This is a genomic window from Haloarcula terrestris, from assembly GCF_031624315.1.
In the GTDB taxonomy this organism is placed as follows: Archaea; Halobacteriota; Halobacteria; order Halobacteriales; family Haloarculaceae; genus Haloarcula; species Haloarcula terrestris.
Genome location: NZ_JAMQOM010000001.1, coordinates 82,733 through 98,872, shown reverse-complemented (window position 1 = coordinate 98,872; position 16,140 = coordinate 82,733). Strand labels below are relative to the sequence as shown.

Here is a 16,140-nt window from a genome sequence, read left to right as displayed (position 1 = left end):
TACCGGGTCCCTCACTCGCCGGGTGAGGGCTCACTGATATCCTGAGAGACAACCATCCCGACACGTCCCTCGCCATCAGTTTCGACAGGAAGCGCGTACACGCGATACCGCCTGCCTTTGTACTCCTGTGTCCAGACCTGCTTTTCACCGTCCAGTGCGGCGCGGTATCTGGGCTCCTGTATTTCGACGACCTCCGGCGGGAACACCTCCTCGAGCGTCTTCCCTTCCATGTTGTCCGGCGAAAGGCCGAGTACATCCAGGCCCTCGCCACGGGCGACAAGATATCGCAGATCGTTGTCGTACATGAACACGCCCCCGTTCGGGAAGTTCTCCAGCAACGCTCGGTACCGCTGCTCCGCCCGTCGGAGGTCACCTTCGAGCTGTTCGCGCTTGATGGCGTCCGTGAGAACGTTTGCGACGCCTCTGACGAACGTGATGTCGTCCTCGGTGAAAGCCCGACGCTTGGACGTATGCGTACCGAGCACGCCCCATGGATCCGCAGGCGTTCCGATGATGACGCTGATGCCGCTCACGACATCGTGGTCGAGCAGGAGCGGCGGCCCGCTGAACCGCGTCTCAGCACGCAGGTCCTCGACGACGACGGGCTCCTCCGTCTGCAGCGTGTAACCGGCCTGTGACTCGTCGCCGGCCCCGACCGCCGCCTCGCCGACCAGCCCCGGCTGCCAGCCGATGCCGGCCCGCAACAGCAGGTCGTCGTTCTCCGGGCGGTACTCCAGTACCTTACTGTACTCCGTGTTTAGACCCGCCGACACCGACTCGATTGCCTGTTCGAACAACGTATCGAGATCACAGCCCGTCAGCGCGTACTGTCCCAGGTCTGCGACGGCCGCTTGCTGTCGCACCCGCGTCTGGAGACCGGCCTCTGCGCGGTGCTGGGCCACGAGGTTTTCGATGCGGTTCGCAAGCAGCGTGTACCGCTCAGTTCCACCCCGCTTTTGGAGGTAATCGCTCACACCGGCCGAAATCGCTTCGCTGGCGATCTCCTCGCTCCCTTTCCCGGTGAACAGGACGAACGGGAGATCCGGATACGACGCCCGGACGGCCTCCAGGAATTCGATGCCGTTCATCTCCGGCATGTCGTAGTCGGAGACGACGCAGTCGAACGCGGATTCGGCGAGACGCGCAAGCCCCTCGCTGGCGCTTGTCGCCGTCTCGACGCTGAACCCGTCGTTCTCGTGTTGGAGAAATCCCGCCGCCGTCTCTGCGAGTCCCGGTTCGTCATCGACGTGCAACACCGAGATCCGGGGGCTTTCGGGCCCTTCCATGCCACCTTCTAACAATATGAGGATACGTCCCTTTTGTGGTGCGCTATTTTGGCAACCACGCTGATTCAGGGTTACCGGTCCCGCTACTGGTCAGCCATCGCGTCGCTCGCGATAGATCGCCCGCGAGCTTCGAGTTGGACCTCTCGGCGGGTCCGGACCGGTTCGAGGATGTCGGCCTCCATCAGCCGGTCGTACACTTCTTCGACTTCCTCGATCTCCATGTCGACGAAGTCCGGGATCTTGAACGGCGAGATGCCGGAGTACAGCGCCATCAGAACCTGGGTCTCCTTGTCGGAGAGGTCCACGTCGTCGGCGGTGTTGCGCTGTTCCCCCTGCCGGACCAAGCCCTCGATGAGCGAGACGTGGCGGGGCGTGCCCGAAATGTGGGTCTCGACGCTGGTCCCGTCGATAGTGTGTTCGACTTCCAGGAGGGGACGCTCGTCCCCACGAATCGTCTTCTTTTTGGCTTCGACGGTCCCTACGTCGTCGATGTCCAGTTCGACGAACGTACCGCTGGTGATGGCTAAATTGATGCAGTCGCCGTCAAGTTTGAGCCGCGCCTTCTCCCACCCGCCGTCTTGGACGACGCCGCCCTTGACTGCGGGATGGTTGACGATAACGACGGTCTGGTCAAGCAGTGTGCTGTAGAGTTGCTCCTGGAACTCGTCGGCCTTTTTCGCCGAGATCAGCGTCACATCCTGGCCAGCCTGTATCTTCATGTAGCTGTCGACCTGTGCCAGAGGTTGGTTCATCTGGCTGGCCGTGACGCTGCTGACCTTCGACAGCGGAATGGTCCGCTTGCCGTCGTTGGTCGCGAGGACGAGGCGCTTGTTCGAGAGGAGGACCCGACCGGGTAGCCACTCGATGTCGTTTCGCTTGCGCCCGTCCGAGACGACCTGGACGAACTTCCCCTTCGTATCGACCAGTGCGTGTTCTCCGTCACTCATCGGTTAGCCAGCTATCGTTCGAGTGTACGCCCTGGCCCGTCTTAATCCACTCGGACGATTCATCCGCGGCCACCGAGCTTCGAGATGGCCGAAAACGCCTTCTTCCGGACCACGTCGTGTTCGGTTTCGTCGATGAGTTTGTCCAGCGTCTTCCGGGACCGCTCGCCGCCGACTTTCCCGAGGGTGAAGATGGCCTGCCCGCGGACCTCGGGGTCGACGCCGTCGTCCTGGACGATCTTGAGCAGCCGCCGCTCCACCATGTTGTCGTCGTCGCCGAGTTCGGCGAGGCTGGTGGCGGCGAACTGCCGGAGCATCTGGTCGTCCTCGCTGAGTGCATCGACCAGCGATTCGATGACCCGGTCCCGCTCCTCCTGGCTGGTGACCCGGCCGAGCATCCAGGCGGTGTTGCGCCGCTGGGCCGCCTGCGTGCTCTCTTCGAGAATCTCGACCAGCGGCACGACGACGCTGCGGTCGTCCGTGTTCGAGAGCTTTTCCACGACGGTGTCCCGTATCTGGTGGCTCTGGTCGGTCGGGACGTTCGACAGGAGTTCGATGAGCGAGTAGACGGCCGTCCGGCGGACGGCGGCGGACTCGTCCGAGAGGGCTTCGATGAGGTAGTCGACGGGCCGGTCGTTGCCGAAGTTCCCGAACCCGCCGACGGCGATGCGCCGGACTCGCTCGTCGTCGTCCTCGTACAGTGGCAACAGCGCCTGCAGTGCCTGCCGGTTCCCGATGTTCCCCAGTGCGTCCGCCCCTTCGCGCCTGACGGCGGCTTTCGAGTCCGTCAGGACGTTTTCGAGGGGGGTCGTCGCCCGCGAATCGCCGATCTTCCCGGCCGACCGGGCCGCCCGCGCCCGTACCCGCGGGTCGGGGTCCTGGAAGCGTTCGGTCAGCTTCGGGACCGCGTCGGCCTGGTCAAGGTTGCCGAGGCCGTTCGCGGCCGCCATCCGGAGCTCCGGCACATCAGCGTCGAGCACCTGCATGTACGCCTTCGCTTTCACCCAGTCGGCGGCGTCGTCTTCGAGGTCGACGCCGGCCATGCTCCCGATGAGTTGCGTGATCGCGTCGTCGCCGAGTTCGTCCAGCGAGTCGATGGCTGCGCCGGTAACCGCGTCGCTGTCGCTCTGGGCCGCGTCCACGAGCGCGTTGACCACGTCCCGTCGGTCGTCGTGGTCGTCGAAGTTCCCCAGTAGCTCCGCGGCGCGGGTCTTGACCCGCTCGTTGTCGGTCTCTCTGAGGAGACGGATGAGTTCCTGTGCCTTGCCGTCCCGTTCCAGTTCGTAGAGGCTCATCGGTCGTTACACTCGCCGGTAGATCCGGTGTCGTTTGTCGACCGCTTCGAAAGAATCTCGACACTCCGTCGGCAGCGTCTCGGTCATGCCGATCATGAGATAGCCGCCCTCGCGGAGGGACCCGCGGATCGTCTCGAAGATGGGAACCTTGAACTCCGAGTCGATGTAGATGAGGAGGTTCCGGCAGAACACCAGGTCGAAATCCCGCTTGGGGTCGCCCCGGATGAGGTCGTGTTGCTCGAAGGTGACCATATCCTTGACCCGGTCCCGGACCTGAAACGTGTCGCCGTCCTGCTGGATGTATTTGCTGTAATCGTCTAGCGGCTCCAGCTCGTCGGCGATATCCGTCGTCTGGGAAGTCGCGTAGGTTCCCGTGCGGGCCTCTTCGAGGATGTCGGCGTTGATGTCTGTCGCCGTAATCTCGATCCTGCGGGCGTTGATCTCGGGGTCGTCGAGCGCTAGCATCGCCGCGGAGTACGGTTCCCGACCGTCGGCGCTGGGGGCCGACCAGAGCCTGACGGTGCGGTTGTTTTCGGTGAGTTCGCGGAGGACCGGGCGCAGTCGCTCCCACGCCTCCGGGTTCCGGAAGAAGCCGGTGACATTGATCGACAGCGAGTCGAGCAGCGCCTCGCGCTCCCCGTCGTCGCGTTCCAGCAATCGCTGGTAGGACTGGTAGTCGTCGGTGTCGGTCCGGCGCATCCGCGCGGTGATGCGGCGGTCGAGATAGGAGTCGTTGTAAAAGCCCGATTCGAAGTCCATCTCGTCGCCGATGAACTCGACGAGGTCCTCGAAGGTGCGCTCGCTGCCTTTGTTCATAGGGTCACCACGTCGAGGATGTGGACGATGTTCCCGTCACCGAGAACAGCCGTACCCGAGAGACCGGGTGTCCCCGAGAGGATGCCCTCAAGCGGCTTGACGACGACCTCCTCCTGGCTGTTGACCGAGTCACAGTGGAGCGCGACCTGGCGCTCGGACTCGCGGATGCGGACGAGCATCCCGTCGCCGTTGGCAGTCTCCCCTTCGATGTCGAAGGTGTCGTCGAGGTGAATGACCGGATAGATCTCGTCGTTGTGCTTGATGACCTCCTGGCCGTTGACCTGCTTTGCCTCCTCTGTCCCCGTGATCTCGTCGACGTTTTTGATCGGGACGCCGTACTCCTCGCCGCCGACCTTGACGAACAGCACCTTGACGATAGCCATCGTCACCGGCAGACGCAAGGAGACCGTGGTCCCCTCGCCCGGTTCCGAGTCGACGTTGACCGAGCCGTCGAGCTGGGAGACCGTGTCGTGGACGACATCCATGCCGACGCCGCGCCCGCTCGTGTCGGTCACCTCGTCGGCCGTCGAGAAGCCGGGATGGAACACGAGGTCGTAGATCGCGGAGTCGTCCATCGCGTCCAGTTCCTCGGGCGAGCGAACGCCCTTCTCGATGGCCTTGTTCTTGATGCCCTCCACGTCGAGTCCGGCTCCGTCGTCCTCGACCTCGATGATGACGTGGTCGCGCTCGCGGGAGGCCCGGAGCGTGATGTGGCCCGTCGGGTCCTTGCCCGCCTGTTCGCGCTCCGCGGGCGACTCGATACCGTGGTCGACCGAGTTCCGCAGGATGTGCATCAGCGGGTCCGAGATTTCCGTGAGGATGGTCCGGTCGAGTTCGATGTCCTCGCCCTCGATCTCGAACTCGATGTCTTTGTCGAGTTCGCGTGCGAGATCCCGGACGAGCCGCGGGAACTTCCCGACGACCTTCTTCAGCGGGATGAGCCGCATGTCCATCACGGTGTTCTGGAGGTTCGCCGTGATCTTGTCCAGTTCGTTCAGCGTCTCGCCGGTGGAGTCGAGGTCGTCTTTCTCGACGCCCCGGCGGAGCTTGATGCGGCTCGTAACCAGTTGCTCGACGAGTCCGTGGAGGTCATCGAGCTGGTCCACGTCGACGCGAACAGATTTGATCTCGTCGACGCTGTGTTCCTCTTCGGTGTCCGGGTCCGGCCCCGAATCTGAATCCGACCCCGCGTCGCTATCGTCGACAGCAGCGGAGCCGGCGTCCGTGTCGCTTCCCAGTTCGTCTGTTACGTCGGTCACGTCGAAGCTGTCGACCTTCCCAGTCGTCCCCAGTTCGGCGTCGACGGTGGCCGCGTCGGGGCCGTCAAGGTAGAGGACGAACGTGTCCTCGAACTCGCCGTCCTCGATATCGGCCCGACTTGGATTCGAATCGAGAATGTCGAACCGCCCCTCGATGGACTCGACGGCCAGCATCGAGTCGACGCCGAGCATGTCCGATTCTCCAACGTCGATTTCGGCCTGCAGGACCCGCCCGTCAACGGTGGCTCCGTCGATGTCGGCATCGGCGACACTAACCGCTGTGGTGAGTGAGTCGTCGCTGTCTGCGGGCGCTGTGTCCGCAGCTGGTTCGGCGTCGTCCGCGGCGACGGCTCCCTCTTCGAGGACCGCGCGGAGCTCACTGACCACCTCGTCTGTTTCCGTTCCCGATTCGCCGTGTTCCTCGATCTCTCCGACGATAACTTCTATCTGGTCGACGCCGGCGAAGATGAGGTCCATCAGGTCCGGCGTGACCTCCATCTCGCCCTGGCGCATCTCGTCGAGCAGGTCCTCCATCGCGTGCGCGAGATTCGCCGCGTTGTCAAAGCCCATCGCGCCGAAGTTGCCCTTCAGCGTGTGGGCTGTCCGGAATATCGAATCCATCGCCTCCGTGTCGGAGGGGTCGGATTCGAGTTCGAGCAGTGAGTTGTTGAGTTCGGTAATCGCTTCCTCGCTTTCACGGATGAATGCGTCTAGATACTGGTCGTCCATTGTCAGGTCACCTCAGTGGTAATCGCGTCGATAATGCCGTCCGCAATGTCGTCGATAGGCAAGACAGTGTCCACACAGCCCGTCTCGACGGCACGCTTTGGCATGCCGTACACCGCGGACGTGGCCTCGTCCTGTGCGATGGTCTCGCCGCCGGCCTGCTTGATCCGTCGAATCCCGTCGGCACCGTCCTCGCCCATCCCGGTGAGGATGAGGCCGACGAGCGGGTCGTCGATTGTCTCCGCGGCCGACCGCATCGTCACGTCGACCGCCGGGCGGACGCTGTTGACCGGCTCGTCCTGTGTCAGCTTCGTCCGCAGTCGGCCGTTCCGGTAGTTCTTGACGACCATGTGCCGGTCGCCGGCGGCGACGAGTCCCTCACCGCCGCCGATCCGCGCCCCGTCCGTGGCCTCCCGGACCTCGTACTCGCTTCGCGTGTTGATCCGCTCGGCGAACCGGCCGGTGAACCCCTCCGGCATGTGCTGGATGATAAGCACCCGGAGGTCGGCCTCGATGGGGAGCCCCTCCATCACCTGCTCGACCATCTTCGGGCCACCGGTCGAGGAGCCAATGACGAGCGTCGGGTTCGCAACGTAGGTCGTCTGGCCTGCCGCGGCTCCAGCCCCCGTCCGGTCAGTGGCCGAACCGCCGGCCGCCGTCGACCCTGTTCCGTCGCCGCTGTTTGCCCCGCCGCTTTTCGTCGTGCCCACGTCGACGGCCGCGACGGACACGACTATCTCCACGAGCTGGTCTTTCAGACGCGACATCTCCATTGACACCTCACCGCCGGGCTTGGTGAAGAAATCGACCGCGCCCTTATCGAGCGCCTCGAACGTCACGTCGGCGTTTTCGTCGGTGTGAGCCGACAGCATCAACACCGGTGTCGGACACTCCGCCATGATGCGTTCCGTCGCCTCGATGCCGTTCATCACCGGCATCTCAACGTCCATCGTCACGACATCCGGTTTGTGTTCGATGACGGCCGACACCGCCTCCTCGCCGTCACGCGCCTGCGCGACAACGTCGATACCGCCATCGCTGAGGATATCAGAGATGACACTCCGCATGAAGTGAGAGTCGTCTGCGACTACGGCGCGGACACCGTCTGCCATGTCACCAACGCTCCCGTCCGACAGGAGGCATCGGCGAACGAGACATCCTCATACCTACTTCCAATTCGCGGTCGGCCCCGAAATAAATACTCCGCCCACGTAATCAAAGTTGATAGCCCAGCAGGCACCTTTATGCGCCCCTGTCCGCGACAGTGTGGATAAGAACCGCTATGGCAGCCCAGTCAGCCACCACCGGCCAAGTACTCGAGTTCCAGCTCGGCTCGGAGACGTACTGCGTGAGTATCGATTACGTGACTGAGATCGTCGACATCGGCGAACTCACGTCCGTTCCGAACGCCCCGCCACACGTCCGGGGCGTCATGGACCTCCGCGGGCGCACTACCTCGATTGTTGACCCCAAAGTCGTCTTCGGCATCGAGGACGAAGGCTCGGAAAAGCGCATCATCGTCTTCGACCCCGAAATCGTCGAGGAACAGGGCGCAGCGGGGTGGCTCGTCGACGAAGTGTACCAGGTGGTCCAGGTCACGCCGGAGCAGGTCGACCAGTCCCCCGCCAACGACGCGGGTTCCATTCGGGGCGTCATAAAGCGAGATGACAGTTTCGTTATTTGGGTGGACCCCGCCGTCGTCCACGCTGGTGACTGATTCCGGTTCTCTGAGCGACATACCAGCAAGACTTTTTAACATTCCCGACGGACAAGTATCTAATCAACTTCCAGTTCCTACCGAAACTATGATTGAGCAAACTAAAACGGGGATCGAGGGCCTCGACGGCATCTTGAACGGCGGCATTGTAAAGAACTCGACGACACTGGTAAGTGGTAACCCCGGAGCCGGGAAATCGATTCTCTGTCTCCAGTATATCTACAACGGCGTCGAAAAGTACGACGAGAAAGGGATCTACCTCTCCTTCGAGGAAGACGAGTCGGACCTCCGGGAAGCCGCCGAATCCCTCGGTTTCGAAAACTGGCAGGACCACGTCGACAACGGCAATATCAAAGTGTACGACAAGCAGGTGCTCCTGCGCGAGAACGATTTCACTTCCTCGCTTGACATCCTGCTCGAAGAACTCGAAGACGGCGATTACGACCGGCTGGTGCTTGACTCGCTCGCCATGTTCGAACTGTTCTTCGAAAACGAGAAGGAAAAGCGGACGTACCTCCTGAAGTTCACCGACATTCTCAGCGACAGTGGCCTCACGACGCTGATGACCAACGAACAGGGGGCCGTCTTCCCCGATACCGAGATCGGACTGGAGAACTACCTGACCGACGGCAACATCTACCTCATCCAGACGCCGACCGACACTGGCGTCAACCGGTACGTCTGGGTTGCAAAGATGCGAAAGCAGAACATCGAGACAGACATCTATCCGATGGAGATCGACCACGGCGGTATCGATGTCCACGAGAACGCCAGTGCCTTCTCGATGATGAGCGAGGAAGAATCACCAATTTAAGAACAAAAATCTCCCATTATTAGTCCGTAGAACGGACGGTACAGACACACAGAACGCTGTTTCCGCACGAACGCCCCGGGACGCATGTTTGTCTCCCCTGCACTCGATATCACAGGCGATAGCTTTATTATCGACTGAATTTATGATTTGATAACGATGGATTCAGGGGAGATTCTTCAGACGCTTGGCAATAAATACAGCGCCGAGATTCTCGATGCGACGGACGAACCGGTTTCCGCACAGGAACTCAGCGACGAACTCGGGATCCCCATTGCGACGTGTTACCGACGGATCGACGAACTGACAGAACACAACCTTCTGGAACTCCACGACAATATCCTCTCCGACGACCGCCGCCGTATCAAGGTGTACCGGCGGAACGTCGACGAAGTCAGAGTCGATTTCGAGGACGAACTAACGGTCCACATCGAGGAACGGTCGGAAGTGACCAACAAGCTCGACGAGGCGTGGCGGACCCTTTCCGAGCGGTAGAGCGGCTCAAACAGGCGTTATCACGAGAGATATTTTCGAGCGTGGATTTAATACCGGGTTCGCTGTAGCCATGCACAGGACTGATGATAGAACTTCTCTACGCCATTTCGACGCTGGTGTTCGTCGTGGCGGGGCTGACAATGGTCGGGATGGCCATGCGGGCGTACGTCCAAACGTCCCGACAGGCGATGCTCCACCTCTCGGTCGGGTTCTCGCTGGCGATTGCGGGGGCGGCCGCCACGATGATTAGTGCGTTTATCAACGACTTCGAGGGCGTGCGGTCGCTGCTGTTGGTTAACAGCGGCCTCACGACGTTCGGCTATCTGTTCGTGATGTACAGTCTTGTCACGTACGAGTGACGACCTATCCTCCGAACATGCCTGTAATCGCCTCAGTCACTCTCTTCGTACGCGGCCACCGTCCATTGACTGCCCGCCCGTAGGTAGGGTAAGATTACTGCGGCACTCTCATTTCTACCGCTGATAGCTCTGCTCAGACTGTCTCAAATATGATTTCTAGCGACTACCAGGGCAGACTCAGCCACAAACCTTGATTCACACCCTCTTCAGCCACAAAATACTCTCCTCAGGTGCTTAAACCGCTATTATCAAGAGATGTAATTTGGGGGGAGGTATTATTACTAACGAAAAGAACGGTTGCATAGGGTCAGACAGACCCGGATCAACAATGCTAACGGAACTAACGAACGGCGACGACCGCGGGCAGGTCGGTATCGGCACCCTCATCGTGTTCATCGCGATGGTGCTGGTGGCGGCGATTGCTGCGGGCGTCCTCATCAACACGGCTGGCTTCCTCCAGAGCAGTGCGGAGGAAACCGGACAACAGAGCAGTGACCAAGTGACGAACCGGCTCCAGCTCGTCAATGCTGTCGGTGAAAATATAAACGATAATGGTATTGAGACGGTGCGTCTAACTGTCAAGCGCGCGCCCGGTGCGGCCAATATTGATATTGGAAGCACAATCGCACAGTGGGTTGACTCGACCGGTTCGTACGACCTGACTGTCGATGATGAAGGGGACCCAACGACTGCGGATTATCAATACTTCGGTGTTGATGAAGTCCAAGACGATGACAGCTCTATCGGTGATAGTCAGGTTCTCAACGACCCGTCTGACCGGGCCCGACTGACATTCAATGCACAGTCCATTCGGAGCGGACAAGACACTGACAATGCGCTACCCGAGGGGTCCACGGCAACGATCCGACTGAACACCCAGTCTGGTGGCACGACGACCGTCCGCCTGGTCGTTCCGGAGACCCTGTCTGGTAACTCCGCAGTCACGCTCTAAGATTTCGGATCTTTTCGTTTCGACGCGTTTCTTTTCTTGAACACCCTGACCAGCGACGGAGTTATACCGTAGCCTCACACAATAGCACGTATGGCTCGGCGGTCAGACGAACCGAATCCGGAAGAGGGCAAGGTACTCTCGCCCGAAGAGCTCGATATCGCCAACGACGAGCACGTCACTGAGATCGACGAGGGTCGCTACGTCGTCTCGTCGGATGTCCGTACTGACGACTCCTACGGGAACCAGGTCCAGTCGGATTCGGCGTCTGAACCGACCCCTGAACCCGAACCGGAGCCGTCAACGCCCGAGTTCTCCGATGCAAACGTCCACGAGTGGCTCGCCGAACAGATGGCCGACTCGAACGCGAGGTACGGCTTCGACGTGACCGCAAAGTTCGACGGCGATGTCGACCAGCAACAACTCACCTCGAACGACATCGTCACCGTCTTCGAGAGTTTCATGCTCTGGTACGGTCGCCAGATGGACGGTTCCACACCTGTCGAAGAAGTACTGGGCATCCTTCTGTCGGAATCGAACGTCCCGGTTCGCTATCCGCCGGCAGTTATCAAACAGCTCGTTCGGTCGACGCAGCTGACGCCAGACGATTCCATCGCTGACCTCTTACAGGCCGTCGAGGACGCTGACGGGGCCGAACTCTGAGCGACGAGGGATTTAAATCCGGGCACAGCAGTGTGTAGGGTAGATCATGGTCCCGCGCCATCCGCCGACAGTCGTTGCCCTGTTTGTGGTGGTAACGCTCGTCGTGACGGGACCGCTTATCGGCGTCGACGCCGTCAAGACACAGCCGACGACTATCGGCGACGGGACGGCATCCGTCAGTTCTGTAGATGTACCCACCACGGAGATCCGGATCACGGACGGCCGGTTCGGTGCGGACGTGGCGTATCTCCGGGTGCCCGATGCCAGTGTGACCGTCGACGCCGTCTCCGGCCGACCACGGTTGCTGTATCAGGTTTCGGTTCCTGCACTCGATGTCTCTCTCGAAGACGAGCGGATTCTTTCAGCGGGGCAGACTGGGACCTACCGCCTCGCTCCCGGCGATAAAGGACTTGCGCTGTCATTACCCGATCAGGATGCGTACAATGGGAGCGTTCAGATTCGGGTCCAGAGCTTCGAAACTGACCAGACGATAGTCACCGAAAACGTGACGGTCCGGGTGGAGCGATGAGCCAAACCCTGCGGCGTTTCGGAGCCCGGGGCCGACGGTTCGGGAAGTCCGTCTTCGGCGACCGCTACGGCTACGTTCTCTGGCTCGGCCTGCTCGTGACCTTCGGGCTCTACTGGCGCGTTGGTATCTTCATCACTGACACGTACACCACGGCCAACACGCTCGTCGCGGTCTCGAACGGGCAGCTTCACATCACGGAGACGCCCTACACGCTGACACTCGGCTCGCAGCCGGGCCTGCACGAGTCCGGCGGCAGGCTCTACGGGCGAAACTACGGGCAAGTCCTTTTCGCTGTCCCGCTCGTCTGGGCGTTTCAAGCCCTGTCCGTGTTCGTTACGCCGCGGCTGCTGCTCCTCGGACTCTGGTCGGGCACCGCCCTGGCTTTGGTGTCCCAGCTCGGCGTACTCGGACAGCGACACACAGATACTGCCGAGCGAACGATCCTGTGGGCCGGCAGCGCTCTCGTCGGGATCCTGTTCGTGATCGGCGTTGCAACGGCGACAGCGCTCCCGGACACGCCGCTTCCGATAGCTGCGTTCCAGGTCTCCACGATGCTCGCGGCGGCGACGATGGGGGTCGTCCTCTATCGCCTTGTCGGACTCTGGCACGACCGCTCGGTCGCGCTGGCGGCCGGTGTCGCAGTCGGTCTCGCCTCGTCTATCGGGTTCTGGGCCTCGCTCCCCAAACGGCACGTTCTGGTGGGATTGCTTATACTGACAACAGTGTACCTGTTTGCTCGGAGTCGCGTTGCGTACGCCGACGCCAGATTCCGACTCGGGCTTGGATTTCGCGCCGGTGCGTATCTGACAGCCGGACTGGTCACCTGGACGCACGCCTTCGAGGGGTTCTTTCTGGTGGCGACGCTAGCTCTCGTCGATCTTGTCACTGCCAGGCGGAACTCCCTCCTGCATCTCGCTGTCGTCGCGCTCGCGCTTTTCGTTGGCTCGCTCCCGATGCTTGTGACGAACTACCTGATATCTGGCAACCCCGTTAAAACGCCGCGGTTGCTCCCCTCTGTCGGCGGTGCGAACGTCGAGTTCACGCCCGATCCCGGCGGTGATGGGGGAACAACTGGCGGTAGTGGTTCGGGCGGTACTGGGGGTTCTGGGACTGACGGCGGGACTGGTGGAGGGTCTGGTGGAAGTGATGGTGGCACTGGTGGTTCCGGTGGTGGTGATGACGGTACCGGGAGTGGTGCTGGTGGAGCAGGTGGCGACACCGGAACCCCGATTGTGACGCCCCTTCTTGATTTGTTTGACCGAATGACGGGTCCTGTAGCGCCTGTGATGGGATTTATTTCCGAAGCAGTTGGTCGGGGTCTCGGCGTATTGTCGAACCCAGGCAGATTGTCTCAGATTTTCCTCCGGAGCGGCACCGCTTCAGGTATCCGCTACGCCCCGAATAGCTACGAGGCAATCGAACTGACGATGCTCGAGTCCGTCCCGCTGTTCGGCGCGGTAGCGGCGCTTCCCGTCGTTCTGGCCCGAGCAGTCCACCAGCGGATACGGCACTGGAGCGTTCTCCCCTCGCGGTACTCGCCTCGAACGCAGACCGATATGCTTGTTACAGCCCTCGCAGCCGTCTTCACGATTATTTATCTGAGCCGCCTGCCACTGCACACACAGCTCACTGTCCGGTATATACTGCCGACGGTTCCGCTCATCATGTATGGGGTTGTTCGGATTCCGGCTGTACACGAAGCTGTCGGGGATGCAAAGCGGTGGCTGGCCGGTGGGTACGTTGCAAGTACCGTCGGCGGTCTCATCCTCGGGCTGGCTGTCATTGCCGGACTCGATCTGGCGCTGGGAGAGGCGGTGCAGTTCCACGCGCTCGTTAATCTGGCCGGTGCAGCGGTCTGTGGCGGTACCGTGCTGAGTTGCACGCTGGCTCCCGATCACGTTCCGTCCAGAGCCGTCGCGGTCGGCCTGGCGCTCCCGGCGGGACTGACAACGGCGTACCTCTTGCTTTCGGGGGTCGTGTACTTCCAGTACGGCCCCTTCGCACTCGATTTCGTTCGCGTTCTCGCTACGCATCTCCCGGCGATCTAGCCCCTCGGATATCACACGCGATAATTTACGGGACACCTTTATCTAACTCATCGCGATATATAGCCTTGATAAGCATGCCAGACGTACTGATCGCTGACGACTCAGAGTTTATGCGTAACCTCCTCCGCGAAATTCTCGAAGAAGATCACGAGATCGTTGGAGAGGTCGAAAACGGCGTCGAAGCAGTCGAAGTGTTCAAAGAGGAAGGCCCGGATCTGGTCATGATGGACATCGTGATGCCCATCCGCGACGGGATCGAGGCCACAGACGAGATCAAATCTTCCAGCCCCGACGCGAACGTCATCATGTGTACGAGCGTCGGCCAGGAAGAGAAGATGAAAGAGGCGGTGAAGGCGGGGGCCGACGGGTACATCACCAAGCCGTTCCAGAAACCCAGCGTGATGGAGGCTATCGAGGACGTTGTCCCGTCATAGATGAACGTCGATATTCAGTCGCTGGGTACCTTCAATCAACTCGCTCACGAGGGAGCGGAACAGGCCACGCAGTCGATGGGTCAGATGACCGGCATCGACGCCGTCGTCGACGTGACCAAGATCACGCTGCTCGACAGAGCGGATGTCGGTGAGGAACTGGCTGGGCGGGACTTCGTCGGGGTCCAGTTCTCCTTCGACGGCGTTCTGGAGGGCGATACTGTCCTCGCGTTTGACGTGGACAGTGCCGGGACCATCACCGAACAGATGATTCCCGGCAGCGGCGACGACGAGGCGATGGCCAGAAGCGGCATCGAGGAGATCGGCAACATCATGATGAGCGGGTTCATCGACGGCTGGGCCGACTACGTCGGTGCGACCATCGACCATTCGCCGCCGGAGTACATCGAGGAATCCGGTAGTGACGTGCTCCCTGATGCGCCCGAGAACGGCGACCATCAGCAGGTGTTCGTGTTCAAATCGGAGATCGAATGGATCGACGAATCGGTGAATTTCTACATCTACATGCTCCCTGAGTACGAATCGCTCACGGAGATGATGGTAGAGCACGTCGACACGGACGGCGATGCGATCCCCATCGACAAGCTCCAGACGTTCAACGAGATGACGACAAGCGGCACCCAGCAGGCCGCCGACAACGTCGAGATGATGACCGGTATCCCGACGGCAGCGGAGGTGACACAGATCAGCTTCGCCCCCATCGAGGACGTGCCAAAGCAGATCGGCACGGACACGTTCGTCGGAACGGTCGTGGAGTTCACCGGGACGCCCAGTGGCTACCTCATGGTGCTGTTCGACGAGGTCTCGGCAATCAACGTCGCGGAGGCGATGATGCCGATCGAGATGGACAGCGAGGAGCTGACCGACCAGCACAAGGCCGCTATCGAGGAACTGGGGAACATCATGACGAGCGGGTTCGTCGACGGCTGGGCGAACGTGCTCCAGACCTCCGTCGAGCACACGCCGCCGCGGGTCGTCCACGACATGGGGCGGGCGATCATGGACCCGCTGGCGGCACAGGTCGGTCAGCACCAGGAGCACGCCTTTATTATCGACTCCGAGATGCGGACCGACGACATCGAGTTTCAGGCTGAGATTCACGCCCTGCCCAACGAGAAAGAGTTGCGCGCCGCCCTCGACGACCTCGATGTCGAGCGGGCGGACGAGACGAGCGCGGACGTGGAACAGATCTTCAAATAATGAAAGTATACGATGGTAGCCAAACGGACAGTGCTGCCCAGAGCACCCCGGAGCGCATCAAAGTCGGTATCGCTGAGTACAAAGTGACCACTGAGCCGGCCCTGCTGACCACCAGCGGGCTGGGCTCCTGTATCGGTATCGCGATACACGACACACGTAGCATGGTCGCCGGGCTTGTTCACGTGATGCTTCCGTCGGCGGCTGACATCGACGGTGGGAACAGCGCGAAGTTCGCGGACACGGGCGTCGAGGCACTCATCGAGGCTATGGAGGACGCCGGCGCGTCGACGGGCACGATGGAGGCCAAGATCGCCGGCGGGAGCGACATGCTCGACTTCTCCGAAAGCGGGTCCTCTATCGGCTCGCGCAACGCGGCGAAAGTGCGCGAGACGCTCGAAGCGTTCGGCGTGCCCGTCGTCGGTGAGGACCTCGGCGGTGACCACGGCCGTTCGGTCAAACTCGAAGCCGACACCGGCAACCTCGTTGTCAAGAGTGCGAACACCGAATCGATCACGCTGTGAGTGGTGCGGACGATCTCATTTCTCGGCTACTGTGTGAAATTGGGCGTCAGACAGGCTCAGTCTGCGTCAG

The 16,140-nt window shown here is 61.2% G+C and carries 17 protein-coding genes; 11 read left to right on the top strand and 6 right to left on the bottom strand.

What is annotated here, in order from left to right; all coding sequences use genetic code 11:
* Positions 1-11 precede the first annotated feature (11 nt).
* The 6 genes from NDI54_RS00525 to cheB form a co-directional block, all read right to left on the bottom strand.
* The gene (locus NDI54_RS00525) at positions 12-1,286 is read right to left on the bottom strand and encodes a response regulator (protein WP_310894544.1); all 1,275 of its coding nucleotides are present in this window, start codon (positions 1,284-1,286) and stop codon (positions 12-14) included.
* Between the two features lie 83 nt (positions 1,287-1,369).
* On the bottom strand, positions 1,370-2,233 hold the full coding sequence (locus NDI54_RS00520) for a CheF family chemotaxis protein (protein ID WP_310894543.1): 864 nt from the start codon (positions 2,231-2,233) through the stop codon (positions 1,370-1,372).
* Between the two features lie 59 nt (positions 2,234-2,292).
* Entirely contained in the window at positions 2,293-3,525 is a 1,233-nt protein-coding gene (locus NDI54_RS00515) for a HEAT repeat domain-containing protein (RefSeq protein WP_310894542.1), read from the bottom strand.
* 6 nt (positions 3,526-3,531) lie between these two features.
* On the bottom strand, positions 3,532-4,341 hold the full coding sequence (locus NDI54_RS00510) for a CheR family methyltransferase (protein WP_310894541.1): 810 nt from the start codon (positions 4,339-4,341) through the stop codon (positions 3,532-3,534).
* Entirely contained in the window at positions 4,338-6,329 is a 1,992-nt protein-coding gene (gene cheA / locus NDI54_RS00505) for a chemotaxis protein CheA (RefSeq protein WP_310894540.1), read from the bottom strand. The genes NDI54_RS00510 and cheA overlap by 4 nt, the downstream gene beginning before the upstream one ends.
* A gap of 2 nt (positions 6,330-6,331) precedes the next feature.
* Positions 6,332-7,438, bottom strand: a complete 1,107-nt coding sequence (gene cheB, locus NDI54_RS00500) for a chemotaxis-specific protein-glutamate methyltransferase CheB (protein ID WP_310894539.1) — start codon at positions 7,436-7,438, stop codon at positions 6,332-6,334.
* Positions 7,439-7,608: 170 nt separating this feature from the next.
* Here cheB and NDI54_RS00495 point away from each other — a divergent pair, with 170 nt between their 5' ends.
* The 11 genes from NDI54_RS00495 to NDI54_RS00445 all read left to right on the top strand — a co-directional run bounded on the left by NDI54_RS00495 (position 7,609) and on the right by NDI54_RS00445 (position 16,070).
* Positions 7,609-8,043: a chemotaxis protein CheW gene (locus NDI54_RS00495; RefSeq protein WP_137683701.1), complete on the top strand. Its 435-nt coding sequence runs from the start codon at positions 7,609-7,611 to the stop codon at positions 8,041-8,043.
* Positions 8,044-8,131: 88 nt separating this feature from the next.
* The gene (locus NDI54_RS00490) at positions 8,132-8,857 is read left to right on the top strand and encodes an RAD55 family ATPase (RefSeq protein WP_310894538.1); all 726 of its coding nucleotides are present in this window, start codon (positions 8,132-8,134) and stop codon (positions 8,855-8,857) included.
* A gap of 156 nt (positions 8,858-9,013) precedes the next feature.
* Positions 9,014-9,349 carry an ArsR/SmtB family transcription factor gene (locus NDI54_RS00485; protein WP_137683703.1) on the top strand — a complete coding sequence of 112 codons (336 nt, stop codon included), beginning with the start codon at positions 9,014-9,016 and terminating at the stop codon, positions 9,347-9,349.
* An 83-nt stretch (positions 9,350-9,432) separates the two neighbouring features.
* Positions 9,433-9,708 (top strand): DUF7521 family protein, encoded by a 276-nt coding sequence (locus NDI54_RS00480; RefSeq protein WP_008307830.1) that lies wholly within the window; start codon positions 9,433-9,435, stop codon positions 9,706-9,708.
* Positions 9,709-10,036: 328 nt separating this feature from the next.
* On the top strand, positions 10,037-10,660 hold the full coding sequence (locus tag NDI54_RS00475; protein ID WP_310894537.1) for an archaellin/type IV pilin N-terminal domain-containing protein: 624 nt from the start codon (positions 10,037-10,039) through the stop codon (positions 10,658-10,660).
* Positions 10,661-10,750: 90 nt separating this feature from the next.
* Positions 10,751-11,320, top strand: a complete 570-nt coding sequence (locus NDI54_RS00470) for a DUF7500 family protein (RefSeq protein ID WP_310894536.1) — start codon at positions 10,751-10,753, stop codon at positions 11,318-11,320.
* Positions 11,321-11,366: 46 nt separating this feature from the next.
* Positions 11,367-11,849, top strand: a complete 483-nt coding sequence (locus tag NDI54_RS00465; RefSeq protein WP_310894535.1) for a hypothetical protein — start codon at positions 11,367-11,369, stop codon at positions 11,847-11,849.
* The gene (locus NDI54_RS00460) at positions 11,846-13,897 is read left to right on the top strand and encodes a hypothetical protein (protein WP_310894534.1); all 2,052 of its coding nucleotides are present in this window, start codon (positions 11,846-11,848) and stop codon (positions 13,895-13,897) included. The genes NDI54_RS00465 and NDI54_RS00460 overlap by 4 nt, the downstream gene beginning before the upstream one ends.
* Before the next feature lie 74 nt (positions 13,898-13,971).
* Positions 13,972-14,331 carry a chemotaxis protein CheY gene (gene cheY, locus NDI54_RS00455; protein WP_310894533.1) on the top strand — a complete coding sequence of 120 codons (360 nt, stop codon included), beginning with the start codon at positions 13,972-13,974 and terminating at the stop codon, positions 14,329-14,331.
* Positions 14,332-15,549 carry a chemotaxis protein CheC gene (locus NDI54_RS00450; protein WP_310894532.1) on the top strand — a complete coding sequence of 406 codons (1,218 nt, stop codon included), beginning with the start codon at positions 14,332-14,334 and terminating at the stop codon, positions 15,547-15,549.
* Entirely contained in the window at positions 15,549-16,070 is a 522-nt protein-coding gene (locus tag NDI54_RS00445) for a chemotaxis protein CheD (RefSeq protein ID WP_310894531.1), read from the top strand. Before NDI54_RS00450 ends, NDI54_RS00445 begins: the two co-directional genes overlap by 1 nt.
* Positions 16,071-16,140 lie beyond the last annotated feature (70 nt).

Excerpts from the sequence above, each read along its gene's own strand:
- NDI54_RS00525 (WP_310894544.1), bottom strand. The coding sequence starts at position 1,286 with ATGGAAGGGCCCGAAAGCCCCCGGATCTCGGTGTTGCACGTCGATGAC.
- NDI54_RS00520 (WP_310894543.1), bottom strand. The coding sequence starts at position 2,233 with ATGAGTGACGGAGAACACGCACTGGTCGATACGAAGGGGAAGTTCGTC.
- NDI54_RS00515 (WP_310894542.1), bottom strand. The coding sequence starts at position 3,525 with ATGAGCCTCTACGAACTGGAACGGGACGGCAAGGCACAGGAACTCATC.
- NDI54_RS00510 (WP_310894541.1), bottom strand. The coding sequence starts at position 4,341 with ATGAACAAAGGCAGCGAGCGCACCTTCGAGGACCTCGTCGAGTTCATC.
- cheA (WP_310894540.1), bottom strand. The coding sequence starts at position 6,329 with ATGGACGACCAGTATCTAGACGCATTCATCCGTGAAAGCGAGGAAGCG.
- cheB (WP_310894539.1), bottom strand. The coding sequence starts at position 7,438 with ATGGCAGACGGTGTCCGCGCCGTAGTCGCAGACGACTCTCACTTCATG.
- NDI54_RS00495 (WP_137683701.1), top strand. The coding sequence starts at position 7,609 with ATGGCAGCCCAGTCAGCCACCACCGGCCAAGTACTCGAGTTCCAGCTC.
- NDI54_RS00490 (WP_310894538.1), top strand. The coding sequence starts at position 8,132 with ATGATTGAGCAAACTAAAACGGGGATCGAGGGCCTCGACGGCATCTTG.
- NDI54_RS00485 (WP_137683703.1), top strand. The coding sequence starts at position 9,014 with ATGGATTCAGGGGAGATTCTTCAGACGCTTGGCAATAAATACAGCGCC.
- NDI54_RS00480 (WP_008307830.1), top strand. The coding sequence starts at position 9,433 with ATGATAGAACTTCTCTACGCCATTTCGACGCTGGTGTTCGTCGTGGCG.
- NDI54_RS00475 (WP_310894537.1), top strand. The coding sequence starts at position 10,037 with ATGCTAACGGAACTAACGAACGGCGACGACCGCGGGCAGGTCGGTATC.
- NDI54_RS00470 (WP_310894536.1), top strand. The coding sequence starts at position 10,751 with ATGGCTCGGCGGTCAGACGAACCGAATCCGGAAGAGGGCAAGGTACTC.
- NDI54_RS00465 (WP_310894535.1), top strand. The coding sequence starts at position 11,367 with ATGGTCCCGCGCCATCCGCCGACAGTCGTTGCCCTGTTTGTGGTGGTA.
- NDI54_RS00460 (WP_310894534.1), top strand. The coding sequence starts at position 11,846 with ATGAGCCAAACCCTGCGGCGTTTCGGAGCCCGGGGCCGACGGTTCGGG.
- cheY (WP_310894533.1), top strand. The coding sequence starts at position 13,972 with ATGCCAGACGTACTGATCGCTGACGACTCAGAGTTTATGCGTAACCTC.
- NDI54_RS00450 (WP_310894532.1), top strand. The coding sequence starts at position 14,332 with ATGAACGTCGATATTCAGTCGCTGGGTACCTTCAATCAACTCGCTCAC.
- NDI54_RS00445 (WP_310894531.1), top strand. The coding sequence starts at position 15,549 with ATGAAAGTATACGATGGTAGCCAAACGGACAGTGCTGCCCAGAGCACC.